This window comes from Bacillus sp. m3-13, assembly GCF_000175075.1.
Lineage (GTDB): Bacteria > Bacillota > Bacilli > Bacillales > Bacillaceae_I > Sutcliffiella_A > Sutcliffiella_A horikoshii_C.
In genome coordinates, this window is the sequence record NZ_ACPC01000020.1 from 51462 (window position 1) to 75992 (window position 24531).

Sequence of the window (24531 nt, forward strand, 5' to 3'; positions counted from 1 at the left end):
CAGAATTGATTATTCCTACTCTAAAGGAAGAGACTCCATTAAATTTCAGTCTGTATCCCTCTTTTGAAGTGGAATCGGTATCTTGGAACGGAGTGAAAACTGACTTTAAAAAGGAGCATCACCTCATCACAATCCCTAATATAGGTCAACAAGAATCAAATCGGTTAGAGGTAGAATATACCGGCAGCCTAAATGAATGGGGACATGTTTACGGAAGGGAAAGGAATTTTGCCTTCTTTAAAAAGGAAGATATGTACATCCCCTCCTATATTGGTTGGTACCCTTTACCGGGGGATTATCCTATTTATACTCTTACTGATGTAGATATGGAGGATTATATTCATACGATCGGGTTTAACAGGCAGATCGAACTGCATCAAGAACTTCCCACTTCTGATTTTCAGGTGGAATTGACTAACTTTGATCATCACGTTTTCAGTACTGCCCATTCTAGAAAAAAAACTGCTGACGGGGTGCAAATTTTCACCAGTGAGAATGCTAAAGGGCTAACACTTTTATCAAATAAAGAACTTGTAGAAAATAAGGGGAATCTCCCTTTTTCCGTTATTGCTCATAAGGAAAACAATGAGATACTACATCAGAAGCTTGGCGATATGGCAGAAATAAAAAAATACTATCAAGGCTGGTTAGGTGAGGAATTTCAAACAGACATGAAGCTCGTCTATATCCCTTCTCTTGACTATGTTGGAACAGAAACATATAACAGCAACCATTTTGACGAAGCACTCTTCTTTGATGATAGTGTTCAAACATACGTACAGGTTGATGATGGTGAAGTTATTAATAACACGATGATTGATTTGAAAACCAGGTTAACCTCATTTTGGCTGTTCGGACACGAATCTCTAACTCATTATTACGAGATTTCACAAGACTCCGTGATAGAGGGGCTTATAGAGACCTATCTACTTGTTTTATATAAAGATTATTATGATTTCAATTGGATTGATTTCGAGCAATTCAACGGTACAAATTTCTATTATTTCCCGACCGTCTCTCATATTAACTGGATGAGCTCCTCCACTGATATGACTACCATAGAAAAGTTTGATGAGCTAATTCAATCATACAAGCTTCAATATAATAATCAGGTTGTATTGATGGTCGCAAAGGAATGGGAGAAGGGGAATGAAGAAGAAATAAAAAGATTACTTAAAGAGATTTATCAAGATATAAAGACCAATAATAAAGATTCTTTCACCTATGAAGAATGGATGTTCTATTGGAATCGTACGTTTGAAAGCGGGGGAATGCGGTGATAAGCGATGAAAGACTCCTTGAACAGATGGCTGAGGGTGACCAGGCGGCATTTGAAGCATTTGTTCACAGGTATCATGTACCGATACATCAATATACAGAAAGACTGTTGAAGGATTCAAAAAAAGCAGAGGATGTTGTTCAAGAAACATTCATCCGCCTACTAAAACAACTAAAGTCAAAGCAAATACCAACATATCCGAAGGCCTGGCTCTACCGAGTCGCATCTAACATCTGCAAGGACTACTGGCGAAGTGCTCAATATCGTTCAGAAGATACGGCAAAAGAAGAAATGCCGGTCACGGTGGATCAACAAGCCTCTGTCATTGAAATTTACGAACGACAGGAAACCAGAAAAGAAATGTTAGCTTCCCTAAAAAATTTGTCAGAGTCCCAACAACAAATCGTTACATTGAGATTTTATCAGGATATGAAATTAAAGGAAATTGCAGACATTCTTGATCTACCTTTAGGAACAGTTAAATCCAATTTGTTTCATGCTTTAAAGAAACTTAAAGGGGTATTATCTAAAGAAGCGGAAAAGGAGGCGGGGAATAATGAAGGAACAACACAATCAAGACCAAGAGCTGTATCAACTAGAAGATGAAATGAAAGATATGTTTTCTTCCTATGTTGTTAAATCGCCATCCAGTCAGGATACAAAAGCACTTCTGGCAGCCTTGCAACCTACATTCAATGAAATTGCAAGTTCGCCTGAAGAAGAATTTAGACAAGAATCTATTCAACCACCAAGCTTTCTTTCTCAATTAAAAGCACAAATCTCATTTTATCAATGGCACTTTTGGGTAACCAGTACGCTCATTTTTATCATGCTGACGTTATTTTCATCCAATGTATATGTAACAGAAGCAACACAATTTTATCAGTTTGCCATTCCTTTATCGATGTTAGTAGGTGTGTTCTATACGTACCAAACGTGGAATAAACAAATGCGTATAATTGAGAGCATCACACCATTTCCACCTGCATTATTATTGTTAAGTCGAATGGTAATCATATTAGCGATGAATATTCTTATGGGGATTATAGGCTCCTTTTACCTTAGCTTTAAGGTTCAACACTTTGAGCTGCTTCCCTTTTTGTTAGATTGGATTGCCCCCGCTATGCTGATTTATGGAATGATCGCATATGTAATGATGCGAAAAGGAGTAAAATTCGGTCTTGGATTTGGTATCGCAGCATGGATTGTTCTTATGGTTGCTGGCGCTATCTATCAGACACATGGCTATGCACTAATCCAGTTTTCACACAGTCAAGTCGCAGGCATACAGACTTTCTTGGTTACGCTTGGCCTGTTCCTTCTATTTTTAGCTTACAAAAAAAGCCTGAAACTGCAAACGATGTTTCGTTAATTGAGGCGATAATAAATGATAAGATTAAATAACATTTACTGGAAATACAAACACTTCACCTTAGAAATCGATGAATTAACCCTTCAACCTGGAATAACGATTCTTGTAGGTAACAACGGGTCTGGAAAGTCTACCCTTCTGCATCTCCTGGCAACCGCAACTAGAGCGCCGCGGGGGACAATTTATTATCATGATGATACCATGGATACAGACCTTCCTTTAGTTAGAAGTAAAATAGGATTTGTGCCAACAGGAGTGGAACTATATCCTGATTTCACTCCTGTGAAATTATTGATGTATATGGCCCAGCTTAAAGGTCTTGGCAAAGACTATTCCATCCGCCAAATTGAGGAACTGATGAGTGTTTTTCATCTCCAAGATGTTAAAAAGAAGAAAATCAAAAAACTGTCCCAAGGGATGCAGCAACGATTGGCGCTAGCACAAGCCTTTCTAGGGAAACCTAGCTACATTTTTTTGGACGAACCTCTTAACTTTCTCGATATTCATGAGAGGAAAAGTTTATTAAATTATGTAGCAAAACTTTCCCCCCACTGTGTCATACTTGTAGCAACACATGAATTAAATGAATGGGGGCCTGTGTGCAATAGAGTCCTATGGATGTATCAAGGAAGAGTAATCTATTCTGGGAGCAAACTAATGTGGAAACAGCATCTCCCCTTAAAAATTTGGACCGGTGAGCTACAGGATAACTTATACGAAAACTTTTCATCCCAACACCTTATAGTTTATGCAGGACGAGTTAAAGATAAACTGTCCATCAGATGTGCAAGCAACACAAAACCCGTACTTGGTTTTGTAGAAGCAAAACCAACCATGGAAGATGCTTTCTTTATTAGAAAATACACAAAAGAAGCTAAAGAAAGATAGCTTCTTTTGTGTGTAAAAAAAGTTCAAAATCAGGAAAGTTCTCCAGTTGATCGCAGTGGAAGGAGCGAAGACTCCTGCGGGAGGAAAGGACATGGAAGACCCCGCAGGGCATAGCCCGAGGAGGCTTCCGGACTGCCCGCGGAAAGCGAAGCTCCTGCAATGAAGATTAACTGTTCCAACAGATACCCTAACTAACTTATAGTTTGTTAACAATCTGAAAGAAGCTAAAGAAAGATAGCTTCTTTTTTTTCATTAAACTCTGTTAAACGCCGCTGTTACACAAGTTTCACATATTCCCAATATCTTTGTAACAGTGTGGTATTGTATAATAATATTGGGGGAATATTTTCTTTGTGAAACCAGCCTTTTTAAAGGAGTATTAGAGAATGATAAATTTTTTCAAAAAACTTGATTGGTTACTGTTAACAGCTATCGTGTTGTTATGTATATACGGTTTAATTATGATTTACAGTGCCGGGATGTTGCTGGGCTATGAACTTCATGAGGACTACGCTTATTTCTTTAATCGCCAGAAAACTTGGCTTTATTTAGGAATACCCGTTTTTATAGCTGCTATCATCACTCCTTATAAGCTATACGACAGATTGACTCCTCTATTAGTTGCATTATCAATTCTCTCATTATTACTAGTATTAGTACCGTTTATCGGAAATGAAGTGAATGGCGCTAGGAGTTGGTTTCAATTAGGCAGTATCAGTGTGCAACCCGCTGAAATTGCAAAATTGGTCATGATCATCTATTTCGCAAGGGTCTATGCAAGAAAACAGCCTTACATCCATCAATTTGGAAAAGGAGTTGCACCTCCTCTGGCTGTTCTTATATTGATATTATTTTTAATCATACTTCAGCCAGATGTTGGGACCGGCTCTATGATTACCATCGCCTGCGGAGCTATCCTTATTTGTTCAGGAGCTAGATGGAAGCATATTCTATTACTTGGCTCTGTTGCAGCTTTAGCGATTTTTATTCTTGCAAAGACTGCCAGCTACCGTTGGGCAAGGATTACATCATTTGTTGACCCTTTTGGAGATGCCTCAGATACAGGCTTTCAGCTCGTAGAATCGTTCATTGCCATTGGAAATGGCGGCCTTTTGGGAAGAGGATTGGCGCAAGGAGTACATAAACTTGGCTATCTGCCAGAAGCACACACAGATTTTATCCTTGCCGTTATTTCGGAAGAACTTGGGATTTTTGGGATTCTGACACTTTTCTTACTTTATGGAATTGTACTAGTAAGAGGCGTTAGAGTCGGGGTTTCTCTAAAAGATCCCTTTGGCAAATTACTTGCTTTCGGAATCACTTTCCAAATCAGCAGTCAGGTGTTCATTAATGCTGGAGCAGTAAGTGGATTAGTTCCGATTACCGGTATCACACTTCCTTTCATCAGTTATGGAGGGTCTTCCCTGCTTATCACTATTTTTGCAGCAGGCATTCTAGTTCACCTATCGAAACACGCCACCATTGCGAGAGAAGCTAGAGAGGAGACAGAATCAACATGGGGACAGAAAATAACAAGCTAGAGTATAGTCGAATAGATTATACTTTGTTATTTCTGCTGTTTTTACTATTTATTATCAGTTTAATAGCTGTTTATAGTGCATCGGGTCAGTACTTCGTCAATGACCCGTATTATTTCGTGAAACGGCAGATTATTTGGTACATAATCGGGGTAGGAATTATGTTTTCCATCATGTTCTTTGACTACGAACTATTGGAAAACCTAGCCTTACCCTTTTACTTTCTCGGTCTTAGTCTTTTAGTTGCCGTTCATTTATTCGGGACTGTAAGAAATGGATCACAACGTTGGATTAACCTTGGTGGTTTTATGTTACAACCTTCAGAGTTCATGAAGATATTCCTGCTAATTGTGCTTGCAGGAGTCATTTACAAATGGGCCAAAGAGAAACATGAATTGGATACGAAGACCCCTATCAGTGTCGTAGTGAAAATTATGGTTTATTCTCTTCCACCTTTTGGTTTGATTCTTCTACAGCCTGACTTAGGAACAGCCCTTGTTATTGGAGCTATCATGGTAACCATGATTTTTATCAGCGGGACTTCGTGGAAGGTACTTACCTTGCTTGCAGGATCTATTACTGCTGGATTAACAACACTGGTCTATTTGCATAACAATCATTTTGAATTATTTTCAAAGTTCATCAAGCCTCACCAACTTGAACGGATTTACGGCTGGTTGAGTCGTGAAGAATATGCCTCGTCCTATGGTTTTCAGCTAACAGAAGCTTTGAAAGGAATAGGTTCAGGGCAAGTATCCGGACGAGGATTATTAGATGGGGTTCAGTCCCAGAGCGGTCGGATACCAGAGGTTCAGACGGACTTCATATTCGCCCTTATTGGAGAGGAATTCGGGTTTGTAGGAGCAACTCTTGTAATCTCTATTTATTTCATTATGATCTACCGTTTGATTATCATTGCCATAAGCTGTGATAACCCTTATGGCACCTACTTGGTGACCGGCGTCATTGGCCTGCTGGCATTTCAGATATTCCAAAACATTGCCATGACCATCGGTTTAATGCCAATCACCGGTCTTGCCCTTCCGTTTATGAGTTACGGCGGAAGTGCCTTGTTAACAAATATGATAGCCATGGGAATAGTCATGAGTGTCAAATACAGAACAAAAAGGTTTATGTTTAACTGATATAAAGCATCTCATCTTTCATTAGATGAGGTGTTTTTACATTTCCCTGACCCATTGAACGAGTTTTAAAGATAATTGTGTCGCATCCTCCGAACTATTGAATGCAGACTGAAACTCGTCCTCCAGCCTCCTCGTCAAACTCGTATTATTTTCCTCATAAGGAATAATAGTAGACCATTTAATAGAGGGAATAGCGACTAATGTCTGCTCCTTCTTTTTTATTCTCATGTATATACACACTAACAGTATCCATTTCTAAGTTGGCTTTTCTTATCTTCATATTTAAACCTCCTCGTAATCTTTATAGTTCATATTTTAACGAGACTTACATAAATAATCAATTAACCGCTTCATTTGTTAACCTGTAAAAGAATGATGTTGACAACTATTAAACTTTTAGATTATTATTTTATTGTCAACTACATACAACAAAGGGGTTTACATTATGAAACGTTCATTGTCAACATTGGATATCACCTATGCGGCCATGTTTGTTGCCTTGATGGCAATTGGCGCCAACATCGTATCTTGGATGCCATTTCTTCAAGTTGGTGGTGTTCCACTATCCATGCAGCCATTTTTCTGTGTTTTAGCTGGAATTTTATTAGGCTCAAGACTTGGAGCCCTTTCCATGATTGTGTATCTACTAGTAGGTATTGCAGGTGCACCAGTTTTTGCTCAGTTTAGTTCAGGATTTGCAACAATTATCGGCCCGACTGGAGGATTCCTATTATCCTATGTGGTCACCGCTTTTGTAGCTGGACTGATTGTAGAAAAGAAAGCTCAGCCGAAACTAGGCACATTTATGCTTGCCTCTTTCATTGGCATCATTCTTATCTATTTTATCGGAACCAATTATATGTTTGTGATTCTTAACTACGTTTTAGAAATAAGCACACCATATATTGCGGCATGGACAACAATGGCTCTTTTCGCTTTAAAAGACGTTGTGTTTACAATTCTTTGCGCATTGCTTGCTGCTAGATTATACTATGTCGTAAACAAAACAACCAAAGCACCTTACACACGTAAAGTCGCTTAATAAGACAAACCGGGCAAAGCCGCCCGGTTTTTTTTATAGTAAAAACTTTAGTGATTAGTTATTCTCCGCTGTTACTTTCCGCAAATAGCTTTCTTTCCGCGGGACGGCGCTTGAGCCTCCTCACTTCGTTGCGGGGTCTCAACCTACCGTTACTCCCCCGCTGGAGTCTTCGCTATTTGCTCCAATCCACAGCTAGATATTACGTTGAAATTTTCTGTTTTCAGACAACTTGAAAAAGTGATTTTTCATTACCTTAGTTAATTGAAGTAACCCAGTTGATTGCAGTGAAAGGCGCGCAGACGCCCGCGGGAGGAAGGGACAGGTGAGACCCCGGAAGGTGCAGCCTGAGGGAGGCTCACGGACCGCCCGCAGGCAAGCGAAGCGCCTGGAACGGAAATCAACCGTACTATATACTTTCTTATTCTTTGACAAAAAGCCAGGCTGCAAAACGCGCAGCCTGGCTTTTTTGTGTGGTTTATAAGATTACCGCAGCAATACAGCCGAAAATAATCAGTGGGATATTGTAGTGTAGGAAAGTAGGTACACATGTATCCCAAATGTGGTTATGCTGACCATCCGCATTCAAACCTGAAGTCGGTCCAAGCGTACTGTCAGAAGCAGGTGACCCAGCATCCCCTAGAGCAGCAGCCGTACCAACAATAGCGATGGTCGCCATCGCACTGAACCCAAGCTCCGCACATAACGGTACAAATATCGCCGCAATAATAGGGATGGTGGAAAAAGAAGATCCGATTCCCATTGTGATGAGTAGTCCGACTATCAACATGGCGAATGCTGCAAGCAACTGATTAGATCCAATCCACTCTGCAGAAGAAGCAACCAATGTTTCAATATGACCAGTCTCTCTTAAGACGCTAGCAAACCCAGACGCTGCAATCATAACAAATCCGATAAATGCCATCATACGCATACCTGAAGTAAGGATAACATCAGTTTCATTGGATTTCATTACTCCGCCTACATACAGGATGATAATACCTACAAGTGAACCATAAATCATTCCTTGTACATTCAGCACCTCGCTTAGGTAGACTTGCGTGGCAAGCGAGATAACCACAGCCACTAAAGCAATGATGATAGATTTCTTTGTATATGGCTCTGTTTCTTGGCCGCCTATAGTTTTTTGTTCATACGTTCTCGGCTTTCTATAGCTGAAGAAAACCGCAATTAGAAGTCCCACTATCATTCCAGAAACCGGAATTACCATTGCAGTTGGGATGGAGGATAAGCTGATATCCAAACCGCTTTCTTTCATATTCGTTCTTAAAATGTCATGAAAAATCCCACCAAATCCTACAGGTAACAGAATGTATGGCGCCGTTAGACCGAATGTGATGATGGTCGCTGTCAGCCTTCTGTCAATATTCAGTTCATTAAGGATCTTAAGTAATGGCGGAATTAAGATCGGAATGAACGCAATGTGAACAGGAACCACATTTTGTGACATGATTGAAACTGTTAAAAGGATAAGTAAAATAAGTACTTTGGACAACGCTTTTTTGCGAGTATCTTCTTTTGTTCCAACTATCTTAATAGCACCTTCTACAAGTGCATCGGGAAGTCCTGTTTTGGAAAGTGCCACTGCAAAAGCACCCAAGAGTGCATAACTTAAGGCGACCGCTGCATTTCCTCCCAGACCTTCTGTAAAAGTATTGATTGTGGTTTCAACGCCTAAACCTCCAACCATTCCACCGATAAAAGCACCTGAAACCAGCGCAAGTACAACATTTATTCTAAGTAAACTTAATGTAAGCATAACCAGTACGGCTATGAGAACTGCATTCATAATAAAGACTTCCTTTCTATCTGTATATCATGTTGTTTTACTTTAGTTAATTAAATCATTAGAGAATTAGAGCGAAAAAGCATAAAGATAAATTAACATAGATTTAGAATGACTGTCAACGGAAAAGTAAGGAAGAAGTACTATATGACAAAGCGCAAAAAAATCGAGCACCCCTCCGATCCTGTTAAGTTGCTTGTTTTGCTCCGCTGTTCCTTTCCGCAAATAGCTTCGCTTTCCGCGGGACGGTGCTTGAGCCTCCTCGCTGCGCTGTGGGGTCTCAAGCTACCGTTACTCCCCCGCTGGAGTCTCAACCATTTGCTCCAATCCACAGCTAGAATTTACATTAAGATATGTTAGTGCTATTTTATATAACTTGATTAGATGGTTTGTAAACTAAGGTAAATGAAGTCACCCTGTTGATTGTAGTGGAAGGCGCGTAGACGCCCGCGGGAGGAAGGGACAGGGGAGACCCCACAGGCGAAGCCGAGGAGGCTCCCGGACCGCCCGCAGGCAAGCGAAGCGCCTGGAACGGTAGTCAAAAGAATTTATACTGGGCTTCATATTGGCGATGAGGACCTTTCTTCTCCTGATTTCTCGTCACTGATGTCTTCATAACACCGATGAGGACCTTTCTTCTCCTGATTTCTCGTCACTGATGTCTTCATAACACCGATGAGGACTTCTCTTCTCCTAATTTTCCGTCACTGATGTCTTCATAACACCGATGAGGACCTCTCTCCTCCTAATTTCCCGTCACTGATGTCTTCATAACACCGATGAGGATCTCTCTCCTCCTAATTTCCCTTCACTGATGTCTTCATAACACCGATGAGGACTTCTCTTCTCCTAATTTTCCGTCACTGATGTCTTCATAACACCGATAAGGACCTCTCTCCTCCTAATTTCCCTTCACTGATGTCTTCATAACACCGATGAGGACCTCTCTCCTCCTAATCTCTTGTCACCACTGAGGTCTTCATCCCAACGTCAAAAATTACTCTGAAGACTATCCACAATTCAATTATTTTTATAATTTCCTATAGAAAAAACGCATCCCATTGTAGGATGCGCATTAATTAAAGCAATTAATTTTCTTCTGTTTGTCCAAAACGTTCTACTAATGTTACGAGGGTTCGAACCATCGCTCCGGTTCCACCGCTTGGTCCAAGGTCATGAGCAGACTTGGAAGTGGCTGTACCTGCGATATCCAAGTGTACCCATGGTGTACCTTCTGCAAATTCTCCGATGAACGCTCCTGCAAAAATGGCGTGGCCGTCACGACCCGGCGAATTGTTCATATCGGCTACTTTGCTGCTGCGAACCCTTTCTTTTGCATGATCAAAAATCGGAAGTCTCCACATTTCTTCTCCCGCTTCATGGGATGCTTCAAGTACTTGTTCAAACCACGCTTCATCATTGGTCATTGCGCCTGTAGTGTGATGACCTAATGCAATAATGACTCCTCCTGTAAGAGTTGCCACGTCAACAAGGTAGTTAGCTCCATGCTGTTTTGCATAGGTTACCGCATCCGCTAAAACAAGACGCCCTTCCGCATCTGTGTTTAATATCTCAATCGTTTTTCCGCTCATGGATGTGATCACATCATCCGGTTTAAAGGCTTCTCCGCTAATCATATTGTCTGTAGAGGCAATAACTGCTAGCACGTTTTGCTCCGGCTTCAGCTCACCAATCGCTTCCATAGCTCCAAGCACAGTTGCCGCTCCACCCATATCTGTTTTCATCCCGACAATGCCATCTTTCGGTTTGATGGAGTACCCTCCAGTATCAAAAGTGATTCCTTTTCCAACTAAACCAATAACATCTGTCCACTCTTCTTTTCCTTGATATTTCAACACGATCATCTTAGGAGGTTCCACGGACCCTTTGTTAACAGCTAACAATGCACCCATTCCAAGCTTCTCCATCTCTTCTTTTTCAAGAATTTCAAGTTCAAAGCCATACTTCTCCGCTAGTCCGGCAGCATGGTTTGCAAGATCTGTCGCGGTCAGCATATTTCCTGGCAGGTTAACAAGAGTACGAGCAGTATTTGTACCTTTTGCAAACACATACCCTACATGTGCACTTGCTCCCACTTCTTCTTTATCATGTTCTGTCAGTAGAACAACCTGCTCCAAGTTCACTTCCGGCTCATTGGATTTTTGCTTAAATCCATCGTACTTATAGGTCGATAGTAGAATGGATTCTCCTAAAGCATGTGCAGCATCCAATACATCCACATCTTCCGTTACAAAGCTATCTAATGCAAACACCACACTGTTAAGTTTAGATTCTTGAAGAGTTTTACCCACTTTACCAAAAACCTTGCGTAATTCAACGAAAGTAAGTTTCTCTTCACGGCCTGTCCCCACTACAAAGATTCTTTTGTAGGAAGTTTTGCCAAATGTATATATTCTTGCTAACTTTCCTTTTTTTGCAGATATGTCTTCGTCTTTTAATAATTGCGTCAGATGTCCTTCCAACTGGGAGTCTAGTTCTCCCAACAATCCATCGAATTTGCTATGTTTCTCAGAAAGGCCTACTACCAACGCCTCCTGTTGATTTGGAAAATCTGCTTCATTATGTACGACAAACATATTCGAACACCTCCATTTTATTGTAAGTTTATTATACCGAACTTAAGGAAATAAGGGTATAGTAATAGTAACAACTGCAGAGAAAGGGCGATACTATCAAATGGAGTTATTTTCTAATTTTCCTCTATGGGCTGCACTTGCAGCAATCGGATTTGCACAATTTGTAAAGGTTCCTATTCAATATATTGCTTCAAGAAGGATTGATTGGTCCCTGATCACAAGTACAGGCGGCATGCCAAGCTCACACTCCGCTGCGGTTACAGCATTAGCTACAGGCGTTGCCTTTGAAACTGGCTTGGATTCCCCCATTTTTGCCGTTGCGACCGTCTTTGCCATCATCGTGATGTTTGATGCAACCGGGGTGAGAAGACACGCGGGCGAGCAAGCAATTGTGTTAAACAAACTAGTGGGCGATTTCAACCGTTTTGTGGAAGAGACCAAGAAATGGCCGAAAATGAATGAGCAAGAAAAAGTGAAAGATTTGAAGGAACTACTTGGCCATAAACCGATCGAAGTATTTTTTGGAGCAATTACAGGGATTTTGCTGACCATCGTTTTGCATTACATTGTACACGGCTTGTAAAGGAGGGGATGTGGATGAGACTGGTATCCATCTGTCCGAGCAATACGGAGTTGCTTCACTATCTTGGATTGACAAGCAAACTAGTGGGAGTGGACGATTTCTCCGATTGGCCAAAAGAAGTTTTAGACCTTCCAAAGCTTGGACCAGACTTAAATATCAATATGGAAAAACTTGAAGCCTTAGAACCTGACTTAGTTTTGGCCAGCTTAAGTGTCCCTGGAATGGAGCGGAACATTGAAGAGTTGGAAAAGCGCTCCATTCCACATATTATATTAAATCCACAATCACTCGAGGATATCGCCGGTGACTTGTTGAAGGTAGGAGAATATACAAATCTTTCATCCAAGGCACACAAGGTTGCTTCCTCCATGATGGAAATAATTCAGACATACAGACAGTGCGCAACAACATGTGAAGATAAACCCTCTTTGTATTGGGAGTGGTGGCCAAAACCCATTTTCACTCCCGGTAAGATCAATTGGCTGACGGAAATAAGTGACTTGGCAGGGGCAGTCAATATCTTTTCCGATAAAAAAGTGGCAAGTTACCAGACAGAATGGGCAGAAGTGGTGAAGAAGAATCCTGATACAATTTGTATGATTTGGGTTGGGGTAAAGGAGTCAAAAATGAACCCTAAGCATGTGATGAAACGGGAAAACGCCGAGACTATCGACGCTGTTCTAAACTCCCAAATCTATGTACTAGAGGAGAGCCTCTATTGCAGACCTTCTCCAAGGCTTATCTTAGGATTACAAAAACTTGCTTCCATTCTTCACCCTACTAGCTATCCCACATACACCGGAGACGACCCTTTATTGAAATAATAAAAAGCCGTACCCTCAAAAAACATTCTGAAAAGGTACGGCTTTTCCATGCTATTCTCCGTTTCTTCTATATTGTTGACGGAACACCTGCATGCTTTCTTCTTCGTTTAATTGATTTAATTCTTCCTCGGTCAATGTGCCATCGCCTTTTTTAATTATGTATACATCGATGGTCTGCTTGCCCCAATCATTGAACACTTCATCCACTGTATCGTAGTAGAGATCAATTTTATTCCCTTTAATCGCACCGCCGATATCAGCTACTACTCCATAGCCATAACCTGGTATAAATAAAATCGTACCTATTGGAAAGACACTGATATCTGCTGCAATCGTCGAGTATAGATCCCTTTTAACTTTAAGACCTGAGTATGTAATCCCATAGCTTGGATCTCCTGGATTTTTACCTGTTGATTCATAGCCTGCTGTATATCCCGTGGCGTGGACCGTATGTGTCTCGTACTGTTCCCAGTTTAGTTCCTCTAGCGTCTTTGGCTTATCTATCGCCTCTTTTGCTGAAACCATGGTAGGTGTCGCAGAAAGGAAGTTCAATTGTTTGATGTCTAGTCCAATTTTTTTAAAGAAGCCTTCTTTTTCTTTTTCTTGATCACCTTTTGCATTAGTGGCATATATGTTGTTTTCTTTTAGCCAGTTGTGAATGGTTGATGCCTCAACACCTGATATGGATTGGAAGGTTACAGACAGAGCAAGTACAAATAATAACCCGATAACCGTCCTCCGACAAATTGTTTTCGCTAATTTCATGTGATTCACTCACACTCCTCTCACAAGATATTCCTTCCCTGTTTTAAAGGAAAGTATTCCTTTTTTGTGAGAAAAGCTAGTAATCACCTATTTTTACCAAAAATAAATACTAGATTAGTGGAGTGTTTTGAGGCATTAAGTATTTAAATAAAAACGGACTAAAAGCGCCCGTTCCTTCTTTTGCATAAAACATTAGTTAGTGGTTAATAACCGCTGTTCCTTTCCGCAAATGGCTTCGCTTTCCTAGGGGCGGTGCTTGAGCCTCCTCGCTTCGCTACGGGGTCTCAAGCTACCGCTATCTCCCTCAGGAGTCTTCGCCTTTTGCTCCAATCCACAGCTAGAAGTTACTTGAACGAAGGGTTACTTCATTTTCAGTTAACTCGGTTAGGTCCTTTCATAAACCCTTAGGTTAATGAAGTTATCTCGTTGATTGTAGTGGAGGGCGCGCAGACGGCCCGCGGGAGGAAGGGACAGGTGAGACCCCACAGGCTGCAAAGCCGAGGAGGCTCACGGACCGCCCGCAGGCAAGCGAAGCGCCTGGAACGGAAATCAACCGGATTATATACTTTCTTATTCTTAAAAAAATAAGAACCGGCTATGAGTGCCGATTCTTAACATGACGTTAAAACATTTGATATCCATTTTTACGAAGCATTTTAATAACGATACCAGAAGTTATTGCCCCAGCTAAGCCACTTAACAAAATAGTAATATCGGCAACCTGCAAGGAAGCAACCTCTGAGCCGAGTTTTGAAAAAGTACTGGCAGGCTGCCTGAAATAATCGATTAACCTCACGTCATCCTGAGCGATAATCCACACACATACGATTGGATAAATGATGGCCATTATCCAAGACATACGCAATAACATATTTAAAAGGAATCCAATTCCAAAGAAAAGCACAAAAAATAAGACAACAGATATAAGTAAAATTGGTATATTCAATACCAAGCACCTCCATTACACATCTTTCCTTAGTGTACTGAAAGCGTTGATACGAGTCAATTAATTTTGGCAATCAAACAAAAACACAATCGCAATTGTCCTAAATACGTCAAAATTGACCTATCATAGAACCAGCGCGATTGTGTGGAAAACACATTAGCTAATTATTTTCTTCCGCTTCCTCCACAGCAGGAACAAGTTTCTGATCCGCCTAGCAGTAGTTGAAAATACCCTTTACCTGAGCAATACGGGCAATCCTTCTTCTCTGTTTGCAGTTGATTTTTCATTCCCAATCCCTCCAGATGATTTTTCTAAAAACAGAATTTAATTTAATTTTCTGATAATATATCATCCTTTTAAGGAAAAAGGAAAGGGACAAAAACGACCGAAAAATACAATGTAAGCGAATACATCTTATCCAATCTTTCTGTTTCTTACTTTATCTTAAATTTACAGAATTATTAGAAAAATAACTTGTACGCACTATAGTTAAAAACTTGTCCGGGATTCATAGCATTCGTTTCTTTTAATATAGAAAGGTTAGTAAGCTTAGAGCAGTAGTGGATGAGTAAAGAAGAATCCGGATCACTCTCCAATTCCTCAAGCGATTTAAATGCTGCGTCAGATAGTTCGCTTTCTTGATAGACAACTTCGCTATTTAAGGGCGTACATAAAAACAGGAGCATATTATCGCTAATCGTTTCCTTAATCACTCCAGATCTGACTCCAACCAGACCTTCTACTTTTACGCTGATGCCTGTTTCCTCTGATATTTCTCGAGCAACCGCCTCATCTACGGTTTCATTTGCTTCCACAAATCCTGCAGGAAAGGACCATTTTCCCTTCAGTCCCCCGTAACGTTTTTTTACGACAAGCCATTTGCCGTCCTCTGCTACCACAATACCCGCTACTGCGAGCCAGACATTTTCTCTTTTTCCCATGTTATCGTCCCCCTATTTTCTATCTAATAAAGATATGGTATCAGGAAAAAAGACAAAAAGAAAAGCTGCACGATGTTAAATGTGCAGCTTTTCAAAATATATCTTATAATACGTTGAATTTACCTTTTTTCATTACTAGTCCAGCTCCACCGATCATGTAAAGAGCACGATTATCGACCATTTTCTTCATGAAGGATGCTTTAGATCCCCAGATTTTGCGACCGAATACTACGCCGATTGCATCGTCTTCACCTAGAGAGCATACCGTTCCTTTTAAGTCTGGAGTGAATGTTTGCAGTTCACCTTGGCCACGAACCAATACTGCCAAGTTCTTCGCACAAACTTCCCCTTGCTGCATTGCAATTTGTGCAGTTGGAGGGTATGGACGGTTGATTTCTTCGTTGATGATAAGAGAGCAATCCCCAACGATGAATACATCTTCATGTCCAGGAGCACGCAAGTAAGGATCTACTTTCACACGGCCACGCATGTTTTCGAATCCGGAATCTTCCACCAAGTGGTTTCCACGTACACCAGCAGCCCAAACAACTGTGCCAGCTTTGATTTCTTCCACTTCTTCGTCTTTTGCAACGATGATTCCTTCTTCAGTCGCTTCCTTGATCGCTGTGCCAATTTTGAACTCTACGCCTTTACGCTCAAGCGTATTAACAGCGTATTCCACTAGTTCCGGATCAAATCCAGGAAGTACAGTCGGTGCTGCTTCTACACACACGATGCGTACTTTTTCTTTTGGAATATCAAACTCTTGGCAAAGTTCAGGAACACGGTTAACAAGTTCTCCAAGGAACTCGATACCAGTAAATCCAGCTCCACCGACTACGATTGTTAAACGATCGTCGCGACGGTGTGCTTCAGTGTTGTAAGTAGCAAATTGATATTCGATATGCTCACGGATCTTACGCGCAACATTTAAGTTTGCGATCGTGAACGCATGCTCTTTCAAGCCTTTAATTCCAAAAGTCTCTGCTTCATAACCAAGACCAACTACAAGGTAGTCATAAGCGATTTCTCCGCCTTTAGTCAATGCAACAGTTTTCGCTTCACGGTTGATGCCTGTTACTGTATCGTGTAAGAAATGAATCTTGCTGCGATCAATAACATCAGAAATTTTGTAACGAGTGCGATCAGCTGGCAATGTTCCTGCTGATGCTTCGTGTAACCATGTAGACTCGTAATGGTAATCGTTTTTGTTTACTAACGTAATATCGGCTTCATTGACACCGATCATTTTTTGAAGACGAACAGCCGTTACAAGTCCACCGTAACCTGCACCTAGAATAACTATACTTGGCTTTTTCAAATGAATCACACCTTTTATATTGAAATTTTTTATAAAATAAATATGAAGACATGGAACAAATCCCACTGTACCTATTCTTACTATCCACTATTAAGATAAAATTTATTAGAAATAAATGATTGTGAAATACTTCACGAATATGGACGGCAAAAAAGTGCGAAATTTGTCACAAAGAAACTTAACCTACCTAACATCATATTCTTTTTTCGTCTTTTTTTCAAGACAAAATCGTAGTTTGAAAACCTTTAAAATATTCGGAAAAAACAAGTAATTTCGCATAAAAATACCTGAATTTCTATCTGTTTTCAGTATATGTTCCCCTTTTTCCTAGGTTGAAAACAGAAATTGTGAGAAAATTATGCTATGATAAAGAAAGAAAGTTAACAATTGTTTAGGGGGATAGATTAAGATGAGCGAAGAACAAAAAGTATTTGACATCACCATCATCGGTGGAGGGCCTACTGGCTTATTCACTGCTTTCTACGGAGGTATGAGGCAAGCTAGCGTCAAAATCATTGAAAGTCTTCCACAATTGGGTGGACAGTTATCCGCGTTATACCCCGAAAAGTACATATATGATATTGCCGGGTTCCCAAAGATCCGTGCACAAGAATTGATCAACAACCTAAAAGAACAGATGGCCAAGTTTGAGCCAACGGTTGCACTTGAGCAATCCGTACAAACGCTTGAAAAAATGGGCGATGGCACCTTTAAAATTGTTACAGATAAAGAAACGCACTATTCCAAAGCAGTTATCATCACAGCCGGTAATGGAGCATTTCAACCACGCCGTCTTGAGCTTGAGAACGCTAAGGAATATGAGAACAAGAACATCCACTATTTTGTGGACGATATGAATAAATTTGCTGGCAAAAAAGTCGTTGTATTCGGCGGCGGGGATTCCGCTGTTGACTGGGCGTTAATGCTTGAACCAATTGCTGAGAAAGTAACACTGGTTCACCGTCGAGATAAATTCCGTGCACACGAGCACAGTGTAGAAACATTAATGAATTCCAAAGTGAAAATTAAAACGCCATACGTACCGGCAGAACTGATTGGTGACGAGAACGCAATCAATCAGGTTGTCCTCGAAAAAGTAAAATCCGAAGACCGTGAAGTGTTGGATGTTGATGATGTAATTGTAAACTATGGATTTGTTTCCTCCCTTGGTCCTATCAAGGATTGGGGACTTGAAATCGAAAAGAATTCCATCGTGGTCAATTCCAAAATGGAAACGAACATCTCCGGAATTTATGCTGCCGGTGATATTTGCACCTACGAAGGAAAAGTGAAACTAATCGCTTGCGGCTTTGGCGAGGCACCAACTGCTGTAAACAACGCCAAATCCTATATCGATCCAAAAGCAAAAGTACAACCGCTTCATAGTACTAGTTTATTCTAAGCCGGCTATGAAGGTGCAGCCAACCCTTGTGGAAACAGGGGTTGGTTTTTTTTGTGTTGGAGACATTTACCCTGTAACCTTCCTCTTTCACTCGCCGTCTAACTTATTAACAAACCTAATGAGGTGATCAGCTAAATGAAACTCTTCAAAGTTGTTGTCCTATCTTTTCTCCTCTCTATCCTATCCTTACCGTTCTTCTCATCCACAGGCTATGCATGCTCCTGTTTACCGCCGGGTACACCGCAAGAGGAACTGTCAAAAATGGATGCCGTATTCACAGGAAAAGTACTTGAGGTTGAAGAAAAATACAACAGTACAACAATAGTAAAATTAAGCGTATCTGAAACATGGAAAGATGTGAAGACAAAGGAAGTAGTTGTCTACACCGCCATGGACTCCGCGGCATGTGGGGTTAATTTTGAAAAAGACAAAGATTACTTGGTCTATGCTCATTTGGAGGATGGAGAATACACAACATACCTTTGTTCCAGAACAGCGGAGCTTACGCAGGCACAGTCCGACTTGAAGGAACTTGGGGAAGGTACGGTCCCCACAGATGATGCAAAGCCATTCGCTAACTTCTCCACACAAAATGCAGTTGTAGGAACGCTAGGAGTGGCACTGGTGCTAGGTGCATGCTTCTTCTACCGCTGGAAAAGCACAAAATAAATGAGTATGGAAAAAGCACCTCTCTTTTGAAAGGTGCTTTTTTATAAATGATTAGTAGGAGACAACAATCCTACCATTATCGAGGCTAATGAAATATCCTACATAGTCCCCAAGGTCTACATTAACCTCTTCCCCAGTTTCCAGAACGTGTTGAATGCCTTCCACGATCCCGGTATACTCCGCCCAATCGTCGGTGGAAAAATAATCGATTAAGACCTCTGCATGAACAGGGTCTGCCACTGCTACCCCTGTACTCATAGAAAGTAAAATGCCTTCTGTCTCATGGTAGATCATAAATCCGTCGGAATATGGAATTCCGTATAGATTGGCGCCATGCTTTTCTGCGATGGCTATATGGCTTGTAAACTTTTCATCATTTATTTTGTGATAGGTATAGTCTCCTAAAGTGACTGTTTCAGTCGGTTCTTCAACGTCATCTTCTTTGTGATCAACTGTTACTGTTTCTGGTGCAGGGGAATTTTTAGGTGGATCTTCTGTTGGGGTTTCTATTGGCTTAGTACTAGCTTCTTCTGCTTCATCTATGGAAAATGTATTAGATGGTATTGCCATGCGTACATATTGATTGGAAGTTTTTTTTGAATGAAATTGATATGATTCACTTGCCTGTGTGTCAACTCCCTGACAGGAAGCCCCGATACTTGCAAATCCTAGCGCCGACAAAAGAATAATTGTCATGCTCCTTTTACCTTTCACTGCGACCACTCCTTCTCTTTCACCTAACTATATAGACGGTTTAGAGTGGCAGTTGGTTTCATATTTTTGGAAAATAAATGAAATAAAAAAACTTGGATAACCTGACAGGCTACCCAAGTTTTTGACTATTATTTAGCATTCTTCCGGCTTTCCTGCTTCCGTCGCTGTACGGAAGGAAGAACCACACCCGCAGTTAGCGATGGCGTTTGGATTATCAATCGTAAATCCGCCGCCCATCATGGACTGTTTGAAATCGATTTTTACATCTTGAAGAATTGGCTTGCTTTCAGCATCTATTAAAATCTTGATACCGTGCTGTTCCAATTCGATGTCCTTTTCGCCTTTTTCTTCTTCAAAACCCATACCGTAAGAAAGACCGCTACACCCTCCACCTTTCACACCTACACGTAAAAAGACGGATTCATCGCCGTGTTCTTTCATCATATCTTTTATTTGAAAAGCTGCTGCTTCTGTAATTGTAATTACATCACTCATATGTTACACCTCCCAATGTATTTCCATTTCCGTTAGCTTCATTATATCGTGAAATGGAAGTCTGCTCAAACTTACTGCTTTGATAGTATATGCAAAAGGAACAAGCTATTGTGATTAAAAATAGAAAGATCCTGTACAGATTACTTCTGCTGGACCGCGCATTTTAACCGATCCGTCCTTCGTCCAAGTGATAAAGAGGTCTCCCCCTGCCAGGTGAACGACCGTTTCTTTATTACGGGCCGTTTTGTTGTTAAGGACAGAGGCAACCACTGCCGCACATGCACCGGTACCGCATGCCTGGGTGATGCCAGACCCTCTTTCCCAAACACGGAAGTGCAACTCATCTTCAGCGACAACCTCGACAAACTCAACATTGACGCCTTCAGGAAAACGAGGGTCTTTTTCCACAACAGGACCAAGAGTTGTTAGAGGGGCATCTTTAATGTCATCCAGATAAAAAATAACGTGTGGATTACCCATGGACACTGTGGTTATTTCGTAAGTTTCCCCATCCACTGTGAATGGTTCCGCAACTAGAGCCTCCTTTTCCTCCACAAGTATCGGGATTTCTTTTGTAGAGAGCCTTGGTTCTCCCATATCGACTGTTACAGAGGTAACTTTTCCTGCTTCAAGTTCCATTTCGGCTTCTACTAGTCCGGAGAGTGTTTCAATTTTAAAAGTTTTTCTTTGTACGATACCGTGCTCGTAAGCATATTTTGCCACACAACGAAGACCATTTCCGCAGTTTTTCCCTTCTGATCCATCGTTATTGAAGATACGCATCTTTACTGGAGCTACCTCTGATGGGCAAATTAAAATCATTCCATCAGATCCTATTCCTGTGTGGATGTTTGCCACTTTAACGGCAAGATTTGATAGCTCTTCTTCTTTTAACTTTTCCTCAAACATATTTACATATATATAGTTGTTTCCGAGTCCGTGCATCTTGGTGAATTGAAAGGAGCGCATTTTTTACTATTCCTCCAAAAATAATTATTTCTTCAAGTATAAATACATAAAAGTCTGAACACAATAGAAATATCCCCCGTTTTATATGAAAAACCCATGTATCGCTTGCTTCTATGGAAGCCCGATAACATGGGTTTTTCTGGTTTTGGATGAAGTGTTGTTGATGTTAGCATGTTTGGAGGTTGGAGTGCTCTCGGAGGGCTTCATTTTGCTTATGAGGACATCTCTCGTTCGGAAATCTCCTCTATCAGGTCTTCATCGGGCTTATGAAGACATCTCTCCACCGGAAATCTTCTCTCACATGTTTTCATTCCGCTTATGAAGACATCTCTCGACCGGAAATCTTCTCTCACATGTCTTCATTCGGCTTATGAGGACATCTCTCCACCGGAAATCTTCTCTCACATATCTTCATTCCGCTTATGAGGACATCTCTCCACCGGAAATCTTCTCTCACATGTCTTCATTCCGCTTATGAGGACATCTCTCCACCGGAAATCTTCTCTCACATGTCTTCATTCCGCTTATGAAGACATCACTCCAGCGAAAAACTGTTCTCTGAAGTCTTCATCCGGCTTATAAAGACTTCCCCAATCAAAAAACTGTTCTCAGAGGTCTTCATCACATTAAAAAACACCCGCCAGCTGACACCGACGAGTGGATTTATCGTTTTAGAACAAGAACATACCTGCAATTGCAGCACTTAAAAGGTTTGAAAGGGTACCGGCAATTATTGCGCGGAATCCTAAACGTGCAATATCAGGACGACGGCTTGGAGCTAAGTTACCAAGTCCACCTAATAGGATTGCCAAGGAAGAAAGGTTAGCAAATCCACAAAGTGCGAAAGAAATAACCGCAATGGATTTGTCGCTGAACATATCCAGTTGGGCAGAGAAAGTGGAATAAGCAACAAACTCGTTCAATACAAGTTTTTGACCAATCAAGTTACCTGCAGCAACTGCTTCACTCCAAGGAATACCGATTACAAATGCAAGTGGTGCAAATAGATAACCAAGAACGAAATCAAGTGAGAAGTTATCGGAACCGAACCAACCGCCAATTCCACCTAAGATTCCATTGATTAGTGCAATCAAAGCGATAAATGCTAGTAACATCGCACCAACGTTAAGTGCAAGTTTTAAACCGTCAGATGCACCGCGAGCAGCAGCATCAATAACGTTAGTCGCTCTGTCTTCTTCAGATTCACCAATTTGAGCATTGGCATCTGTTTTTGGCTCTTCTGTTTCAGGAATAAGCATTTTTGCCATGATTAATCCACCAGGCGCTGCCATGAAACTTGCTGCCAATAGATACTCTAGAGGAATTCCAAGTGCAGCATAACCGAACAATACAGAACCTGCTACAGATGCAAGTCCACCTGTCATAACCGCGAATAACTCAGATTTAGTCATTCCTGCGATATATGGACGAATGACTAATGGCGCTTCTGTTTGACCAACGAAAATGTTAGCGGAAGCAGATAAAGATTCTGTCTTGCTTGTCCCTAAAAGTTTGGCAAGACCGCCACCTAAGAAACGAATAACAATTTGCATAATACCAAGATAATAAAGAACGGAAATTAATGCAGAGAAGAAAATGATAATCGTTAATACATGGAATGCGAATACAAATCCGGTAGCTTCAGCACCAGGATTACCTAATACCGGTCCGAAAAGGAAACCGATTCCTTCATTCGCGTAATTGATAATATTTTGAACCAGTTCAGTAAGCTTAAGGAACATGCTTCTTCCGAACTCCCATTTCAATACGATAAATGCGAATAACAATTGAATCGCTAAACCGCCTAAAATAGTACGAACCTTGATCTTACGTTTGTTTTCCGATAGCAGGAATGCGATTGCAAAAATCACTGCGATCCCCATTAAACCCCAAAGGATATTATTCATAATATTCACCTCTATTAGAATTTTCTGCAAGTTGTTTGTCGTCAGACATCTAACTATCACAGTACCACTTTACTACGAAATGAAAGCGTTTGAAAGAACTTTTTTTTGTCAATATGTTACATCTGTTAAGAAATCGTTCTCTTAACTGAGTGTTCTTAAATAAATTACCCAACAATTACAAAATAATGTATACACAAGGAAAAAAACACAGCCACTTTCATAGGTATTTAGTAACTATTTAGTTGTGAGTTTTTCACCCTTATGGTACTTTTGTATTACATCGTTGAGAAAGGGGGATATTGATGGATCCATACTATAGCAGAAATATTTCATGCGAAAATTGCCAACATGAATATAGCACATTAAAAATTAAATCTCGTTTTATTCGCCCTTTGACACATGACTCTGATTTTTGCTCTACCTACCAATCGATAGAAATGAACCCCCTCCTTTATTACGTTTCGGTTTGTCCGCATTGTGGATATGCTGTGACGGAGGAATTTAGTACTAAGCTTAATGAAGAAGCACAGCTAGCCATCCAAACAAAAATACAAAAGCATTGGAACTACAAAAATTACGGTCAGATAAGGTCTGTCGACACCGCCATAAACGCTTATAAACTAGGAATTTATTCCGGTATAATCAAAAAAGAAACCCCAATTGTCATGGCAGGGTTATACCTTCGTCTCGCCTGGATATACCGCACTATCCAAAAAAGCAAAACACAAGAACAACGATTCTTAAAACTTGCTGCCGAGCAGTTTGAACTTTCCTATACACTAGGAGATTATGAAGGAAAAGGAATGTCTGAAATAAAATTGCTTTACTTAATTGGTGACCTTAATTGCCGTTTGAACTTAGAGCGGCAAGCCATTCAATATTTTCAAATGGTCATCAGCCACAAGAAAAAGGATACAGAACAACGCCTTGTCACAAAAGCACGGGACCGTTGGTATGAGATACGCAGATCCTCTAAAATGAGAATAAGTAGTTAGGTTTATATAAAGAAGAGGCAAAACCCTACCTGTCTTTTTAACATACAACGTTAGCTATTGGATATTCCCCGCTGTTACTTTCCGCAAATGGCTTCGCTTTCCGCGGGACGGTGCTTGAGCCTCCTCACAACGCTTCAGGGGTCTCAACCTACCGTTACTCCCCCGCTGGAGTCTTTGCCATTTGCTCCAATCCACAGCTAGGGTATATTGCGAACGAATTGTTAGTGCTTTTTCAGTTACCTCAGTTAGATTAACTCTCCCAAACCTTAGTTAATGAAGGAGTGGAAGGCCCGAAGACGCCAGCGGGAGGAAGGGACAGGTGAGCCCCCGTAAGG

General features: G+C 40.8%; 24 protein-coding genes. 12 read left to right on the forward strand and 12 right to left on the reverse strand.

All coding sequences use genetic code 11. The features are described from left to right. Positions 1–5: 5 nt before the first annotated feature. The 6 genes from M313_RS0114045 to rodA all read left to right on the forward strand — a co-directional run bounded on the left by M313_RS0114045 (position 6) and on the right by rodA (position 6222). The gene (locus M313_RS0114045) at positions 6–1280 is read left to right on the forward strand and encodes a hypothetical protein (RefSeq protein ID WP_010196497.1); all 1275 of its coding nucleotides are present in this window, start codon (positions 6–8) and stop codon (positions 1278–1280) included. Continuing rightward, the gene (locus M313_RS0114050) at positions 1277–1885 is read left to right on the forward strand and encodes an RNA polymerase sigma factor (RefSeq protein ID WP_010196500.1); all 609 of its coding nucleotides are present in this window, start codon (positions 1277–1279) and stop codon (positions 1883–1885) included. The genes M313_RS0114045 and M313_RS0114050 overlap by 4 nt, the downstream gene beginning before the upstream one ends. Beyond that, on the forward strand, positions 1836–2651 hold the full coding sequence (locus M313_RS0114055) for a hypothetical protein (protein ID WP_010196503.1): 816 nt from the start codon (positions 1836–1838) through the stop codon (positions 2649–2651). Before M313_RS0114050 ends, M313_RS0114055 begins: the two co-directional genes overlap by 50 nt. 15 nt (positions 2652–2666) lie before the next feature. After that, positions 2667–3539 (forward strand): ATP-binding cassette domain-containing protein, encoded by an 873-nt coding sequence (locus M313_RS0114060; RefSeq protein WP_010196506.1) that lies wholly within the window; start codon positions 2667–2669, stop codon positions 3537–3539. A gap of 386 nt (positions 3540–3925) precedes the next feature. After that, positions 3926–5080, forward strand: a complete 1155-nt coding sequence (gene ftsW, locus M313_RS0114065) for a putative lipid II flippase FtsW (RefSeq protein WP_010196508.1) — start codon at positions 3926–3928, stop codon at positions 5078–5080. After that, a complete protein-coding gene (gene rodA, locus M313_RS0114070) occupies positions 5056–6222 on the forward strand; it encodes a rod shape-determining protein RodA (RefSeq protein ID WP_029326519.1) in 1167 nt (388 codons plus the stop codon). Before ftsW ends, rodA begins: the two co-directional genes overlap by 25 nt. A gap of 36 nt (positions 6223–6258) precedes the next feature. On the opposite strand, the gene M313_RS25320 is transcribed toward rodA, so the two are convergent. Further along, positions 6259–6450 carry a YueH family protein gene (locus M313_RS25320; RefSeq protein WP_234946572.1) on the reverse strand — a complete coding sequence of 64 codons (192 nt, stop codon included), beginning with the start codon at positions 6448–6450 and terminating at the stop codon, positions 6259–6261. Positions 6451–6667: 217 nt separating this feature from the next. Here M313_RS25320 and M313_RS0114080 point away from each other — a divergent pair, with 217 nt between their 5' ends. Continuing rightward, a complete protein-coding gene (locus M313_RS0114080; protein ID WP_010196516.1) occupies positions 6668–7264 on the forward strand; it encodes a biotin transporter BioY in 597 nt (198 codons plus the stop codon). 475 nt (positions 7265–7739) lie between these two features. Here the strand turns inward: M313_RS0114080 and M313_RS0114085 are convergent, their stop codons facing one another. Both M313_RS0114085 and M313_RS0114090 read right to left on the reverse strand, forming a co-directional pair. Further along, positions 7740–9071: a Na+/H+ antiporter family protein gene (locus M313_RS0114085; protein ID WP_010196522.1), complete on the reverse strand. Its 1332-nt coding sequence runs from the start codon at positions 9069–9071 to the stop codon at positions 7740–7742. A 1085-nt stretch (positions 9072–10156) separates the two neighbouring features. After that, positions 10157–11665: a leucyl aminopeptidase gene (locus M313_RS0114090; protein WP_010196524.1), complete on the reverse strand. Its 1509-nt coding sequence runs from the start codon at positions 11663–11665 to the stop codon at positions 10157–10159. A 100-nt stretch (positions 11666–11765) separates the two neighbouring features. Here M313_RS0114090 and M313_RS0114095 point away from each other — a divergent pair, with 100 nt between their 5' ends. Together M313_RS0114095 and M313_RS0114100 are read left to right on the forward strand one after the other, a co-directional pair. Next, on the forward strand, positions 11766–12248 hold the full coding sequence (locus M313_RS0114095) for a divergent PAP2 family protein (RefSeq protein WP_010196526.1): 483 nt from the start codon (positions 11766–11768) through the stop codon (positions 12246–12248). Between the two features lie 14 nt (positions 12249–12262). Then, the gene (locus M313_RS0114100) at positions 12263–13072 is read left to right on the forward strand and encodes a cobalamin-binding protein (RefSeq protein ID WP_010196528.1); all 810 of its coding nucleotides are present in this window, start codon (positions 12263–12265) and stop codon (positions 13070–13072) included. A 51-nt stretch (positions 13073–13123) separates the two neighbouring features. Here the strand turns inward: M313_RS0114100 and spsC are convergent, their stop codons facing one another. The 5 genes from spsC to M313_RS0114120 form a co-directional block, all read right to left on the reverse strand. Next, positions 13124–13837: a stationary phase survival protein SpsC gene (gene spsC / locus M313_RS0114105; RefSeq protein WP_010196531.1), complete on the reverse strand. Its 714-nt coding sequence runs from the start codon at positions 13835–13837 to the stop codon at positions 13124–13126. 622 nt (positions 13838–14459) lie between these two features. After that, on the reverse strand, positions 14460–14789 hold the full coding sequence (locus tag M313_RS0114110) for a YuiB family protein (RefSeq protein WP_029326522.1): 330 nt from the start codon (positions 14787–14789) through the stop codon (positions 14460–14462). A 158-nt stretch (positions 14790–14947) separates the two neighbouring features. Further along, complete coding sequence (locus tag M313_RS26055) at positions 14948–15070, reverse strand: YuiA family protein (RefSeq protein ID WP_157860702.1); 123 nt, start codon at positions 15068–15070, stop codon at positions 14948–14950. Between the two features lie 174 nt (positions 15071–15244). Beyond that, positions 15245–15724, reverse strand: coding sequence for an NUDIX domain-containing protein (locus M313_RS0114115; RefSeq protein ID WP_010196541.1), 480 nt, complete (start codon positions 15722–15724; stop codon positions 15245–15247). Between the two features lie 103 nt (positions 15725–15827). Continuing rightward, positions 15828–17054 (reverse strand): NAD(P)/FAD-dependent oxidoreductase, encoded by a 1227-nt coding sequence (locus M313_RS0114120; RefSeq protein WP_029326523.1) that lies wholly within the window; start codon positions 17052–17054, stop codon positions 15828–15830. Positions 17055–17454: 400 nt separating this feature from the next. Between M313_RS0114120 and M313_RS0114125 the strand changes: the two genes are divergently transcribed. Next, positions 17455–18447, forward strand: coding sequence for an NAD(P)/FAD-dependent oxidoreductase (locus M313_RS0114125; protein ID WP_010196546.1), 993 nt, complete (start codon positions 17455–17457; stop codon positions 18445–18447). Positions 18448–18582: 135 nt separating this feature from the next. Then, positions 18583–19116, forward strand: coding sequence for a hypothetical protein (locus M313_RS23670; RefSeq protein WP_010196548.1), 534 nt, complete (start codon positions 18583–18585; stop codon positions 19114–19116). Positions 19117–19167: 51 nt separating this feature from the next. Here the strand turns inward: M313_RS23670 and M313_RS0114135 are convergent, their stop codons facing one another. The 4 genes from M313_RS0114135 to M313_RS0114150 all read right to left on the reverse strand — a co-directional run bounded on the left by M313_RS0114135 (position 19168) and on the right by M313_RS0114150 (position 23201). Beyond that, a complete protein-coding gene (locus M313_RS0114135; RefSeq protein WP_010196551.1) occupies positions 19168–19830 on the reverse strand; it encodes a hypothetical protein in 663 nt (220 codons plus the stop codon). A gap of 132 nt (positions 19831–19962) precedes the next feature. After that, a complete protein-coding gene (locus M313_RS0114140) occupies positions 19963–20325 on the reverse strand; it encodes a HesB/IscA family protein (protein ID WP_010196553.1) in 363 nt (120 codons plus the stop codon). Between the two features lie 114 nt (positions 20326–20439). Next, entirely contained in the window at positions 20440–21294 is an 855-nt protein-coding gene (gene dapF, locus M313_RS0114145) for a diaminopimelate epimerase (RefSeq protein ID WP_010196557.1), read from the reverse strand. A gap of 671 nt (positions 21295–21965) precedes the next feature. After that, a complete protein-coding gene (locus tag M313_RS0114150; RefSeq protein ID WP_010196558.1) occupies positions 21966–23201 on the reverse strand; it encodes a NupC/NupG family nucleoside CNT transporter in 1236 nt (411 codons plus the stop codon). Positions 23202–23503: 302 nt separating this feature from the next. Between M313_RS0114150 and M313_RS0114155 the strand changes: the two genes are divergently transcribed. Further along, on the forward strand, positions 23504–24196 hold the full coding sequence (locus M313_RS0114155; RefSeq protein WP_010196560.1) for a DUF2225 domain-containing protein: 693 nt from the start codon (positions 23504–23506) through the stop codon (positions 24194–24196). Positions 24197–24531 lie beyond the last annotated feature (335 nt).

What these genes read in the sequence shown, in the direction of transcription:
- M313_RS26055 (WP_157860702.1), bottom strand. Translation starts at nt 15,070, where the DNA reads ATGAAAAATCAACTGCAAACAGAGAAGAAGGATTGCCCGTATTGCTCA.
- M313_RS0114095 (WP_010196526.1), top strand. Translation starts at nt 11,766, where the DNA reads ATGGAGTTATTTTCTAATTTTCCTCTATGGGCTGCACTTGCAGCAATC.
- M313_RS0114055 (WP_010196503.1), top strand. Translation starts at nt 1,836, where the DNA reads ATGAAGGAACAACACAATCAAGACCAAGAGCTGTATCAACTAGAAGAT.
- ftsW (WP_010196508.1), top strand. Translation starts at nt 3,926, where the DNA reads ATGATAAATTTTTTCAAAAAACTTGATTGGTTACTGTTAACAGCTATC.
- spsC (WP_010196531.1), bottom strand. Translation starts at nt 13,837, where the DNA reads ATGAAATTAGCGAAAACAATTTGTCGGAGGACGGTTATCGGGTTATTA.
- M313_RS0114080 (WP_010196516.1), top strand. Translation starts at nt 6,668, where the DNA reads ATGAAACGTTCATTGTCAACATTGGATATCACCTATGCGGCCATGTTT.
- M313_RS0114150 (WP_010196558.1), bottom strand. Translation starts at nt 23,201, where the DNA reads ATGAATAATATCCTTTGGGGTTTAATGGGGATCGCAGTGATTTTTGCA.
- M313_RS0114060 (WP_010196506.1), top strand. Translation starts at nt 2,667, where the DNA reads ATGATAAGATTAAATAACATTTACTGGAAATACAAACACTTCACCTTA.
- M313_RS0114090 (WP_010196524.1), bottom strand. Translation starts at nt 11,665, where the DNA reads ATGTTTGTCGTACATAATGAAGCAGATTTTCCAAATCAACAGGAGGCG.
- M313_RS23670 (WP_010196548.1), top strand. Translation starts at nt 18,583, where the DNA reads ATGAAACTCTTCAAAGTTGTTGTCCTATCTTTTCTCCTCTCTATCCTA.
- M313_RS0114140 (WP_010196553.1), bottom strand. Translation starts at nt 20,325, where the DNA reads ATGAGTGATGTAATTACAATTACAGAAGCAGCAGCTTTTCAAATAAAA.
- M313_RS0114155 (WP_010196560.1), top strand. Translation starts at nt 23,504, where the DNA reads ATGGATCCATACTATAGCAGAAATATTTCATGCGAAAATTGCCAACAT.
- rodA (WP_029326519.1), top strand. Translation starts at nt 5,056, where the DNA reads ATGGGGACAGAAAATAACAAGCTAGAGTATAGTCGAATAGATTATACT.
- M313_RS0114085 (WP_010196522.1), bottom strand. Translation starts at nt 9,071, where the DNA reads ATGAATGCAGTTCTCATAGCCGTACTGGTTATGCTTACATTAAGTTTA.
- M313_RS0114125 (WP_010196546.1), top strand. Translation starts at nt 17,455, where the DNA reads ATGAGCGAAGAACAAAAAGTATTTGACATCACCATCATCGGTGGAGGG.
- M313_RS0114100 (WP_010196528.1), top strand. Translation starts at nt 12,263, where the DNA reads ATGAGACTGGTATCCATCTGTCCGAGCAATACGGAGTTGCTTCACTAT.
- M313_RS0114115 (WP_010196541.1), bottom strand. Translation starts at nt 15,724, where the DNA reads ATGGGAAAAAGAGAAAATGTCTGGCTCGCAGTAGCGGGTATTGTGGTA.
- dapF (WP_010196557.1), bottom strand. Translation starts at nt 21,294, where the DNA reads ATGCGCTCCTTTCAATTCACCAAGATGCACGGACTCGGAAACAACTAT.
- M313_RS25320 (WP_234946572.1), bottom strand. Translation starts at nt 6,450, where the DNA reads ATGAGAATAAAAAAGAAGGAGCAGACATTAGTCGCTATTCCCTCTATT.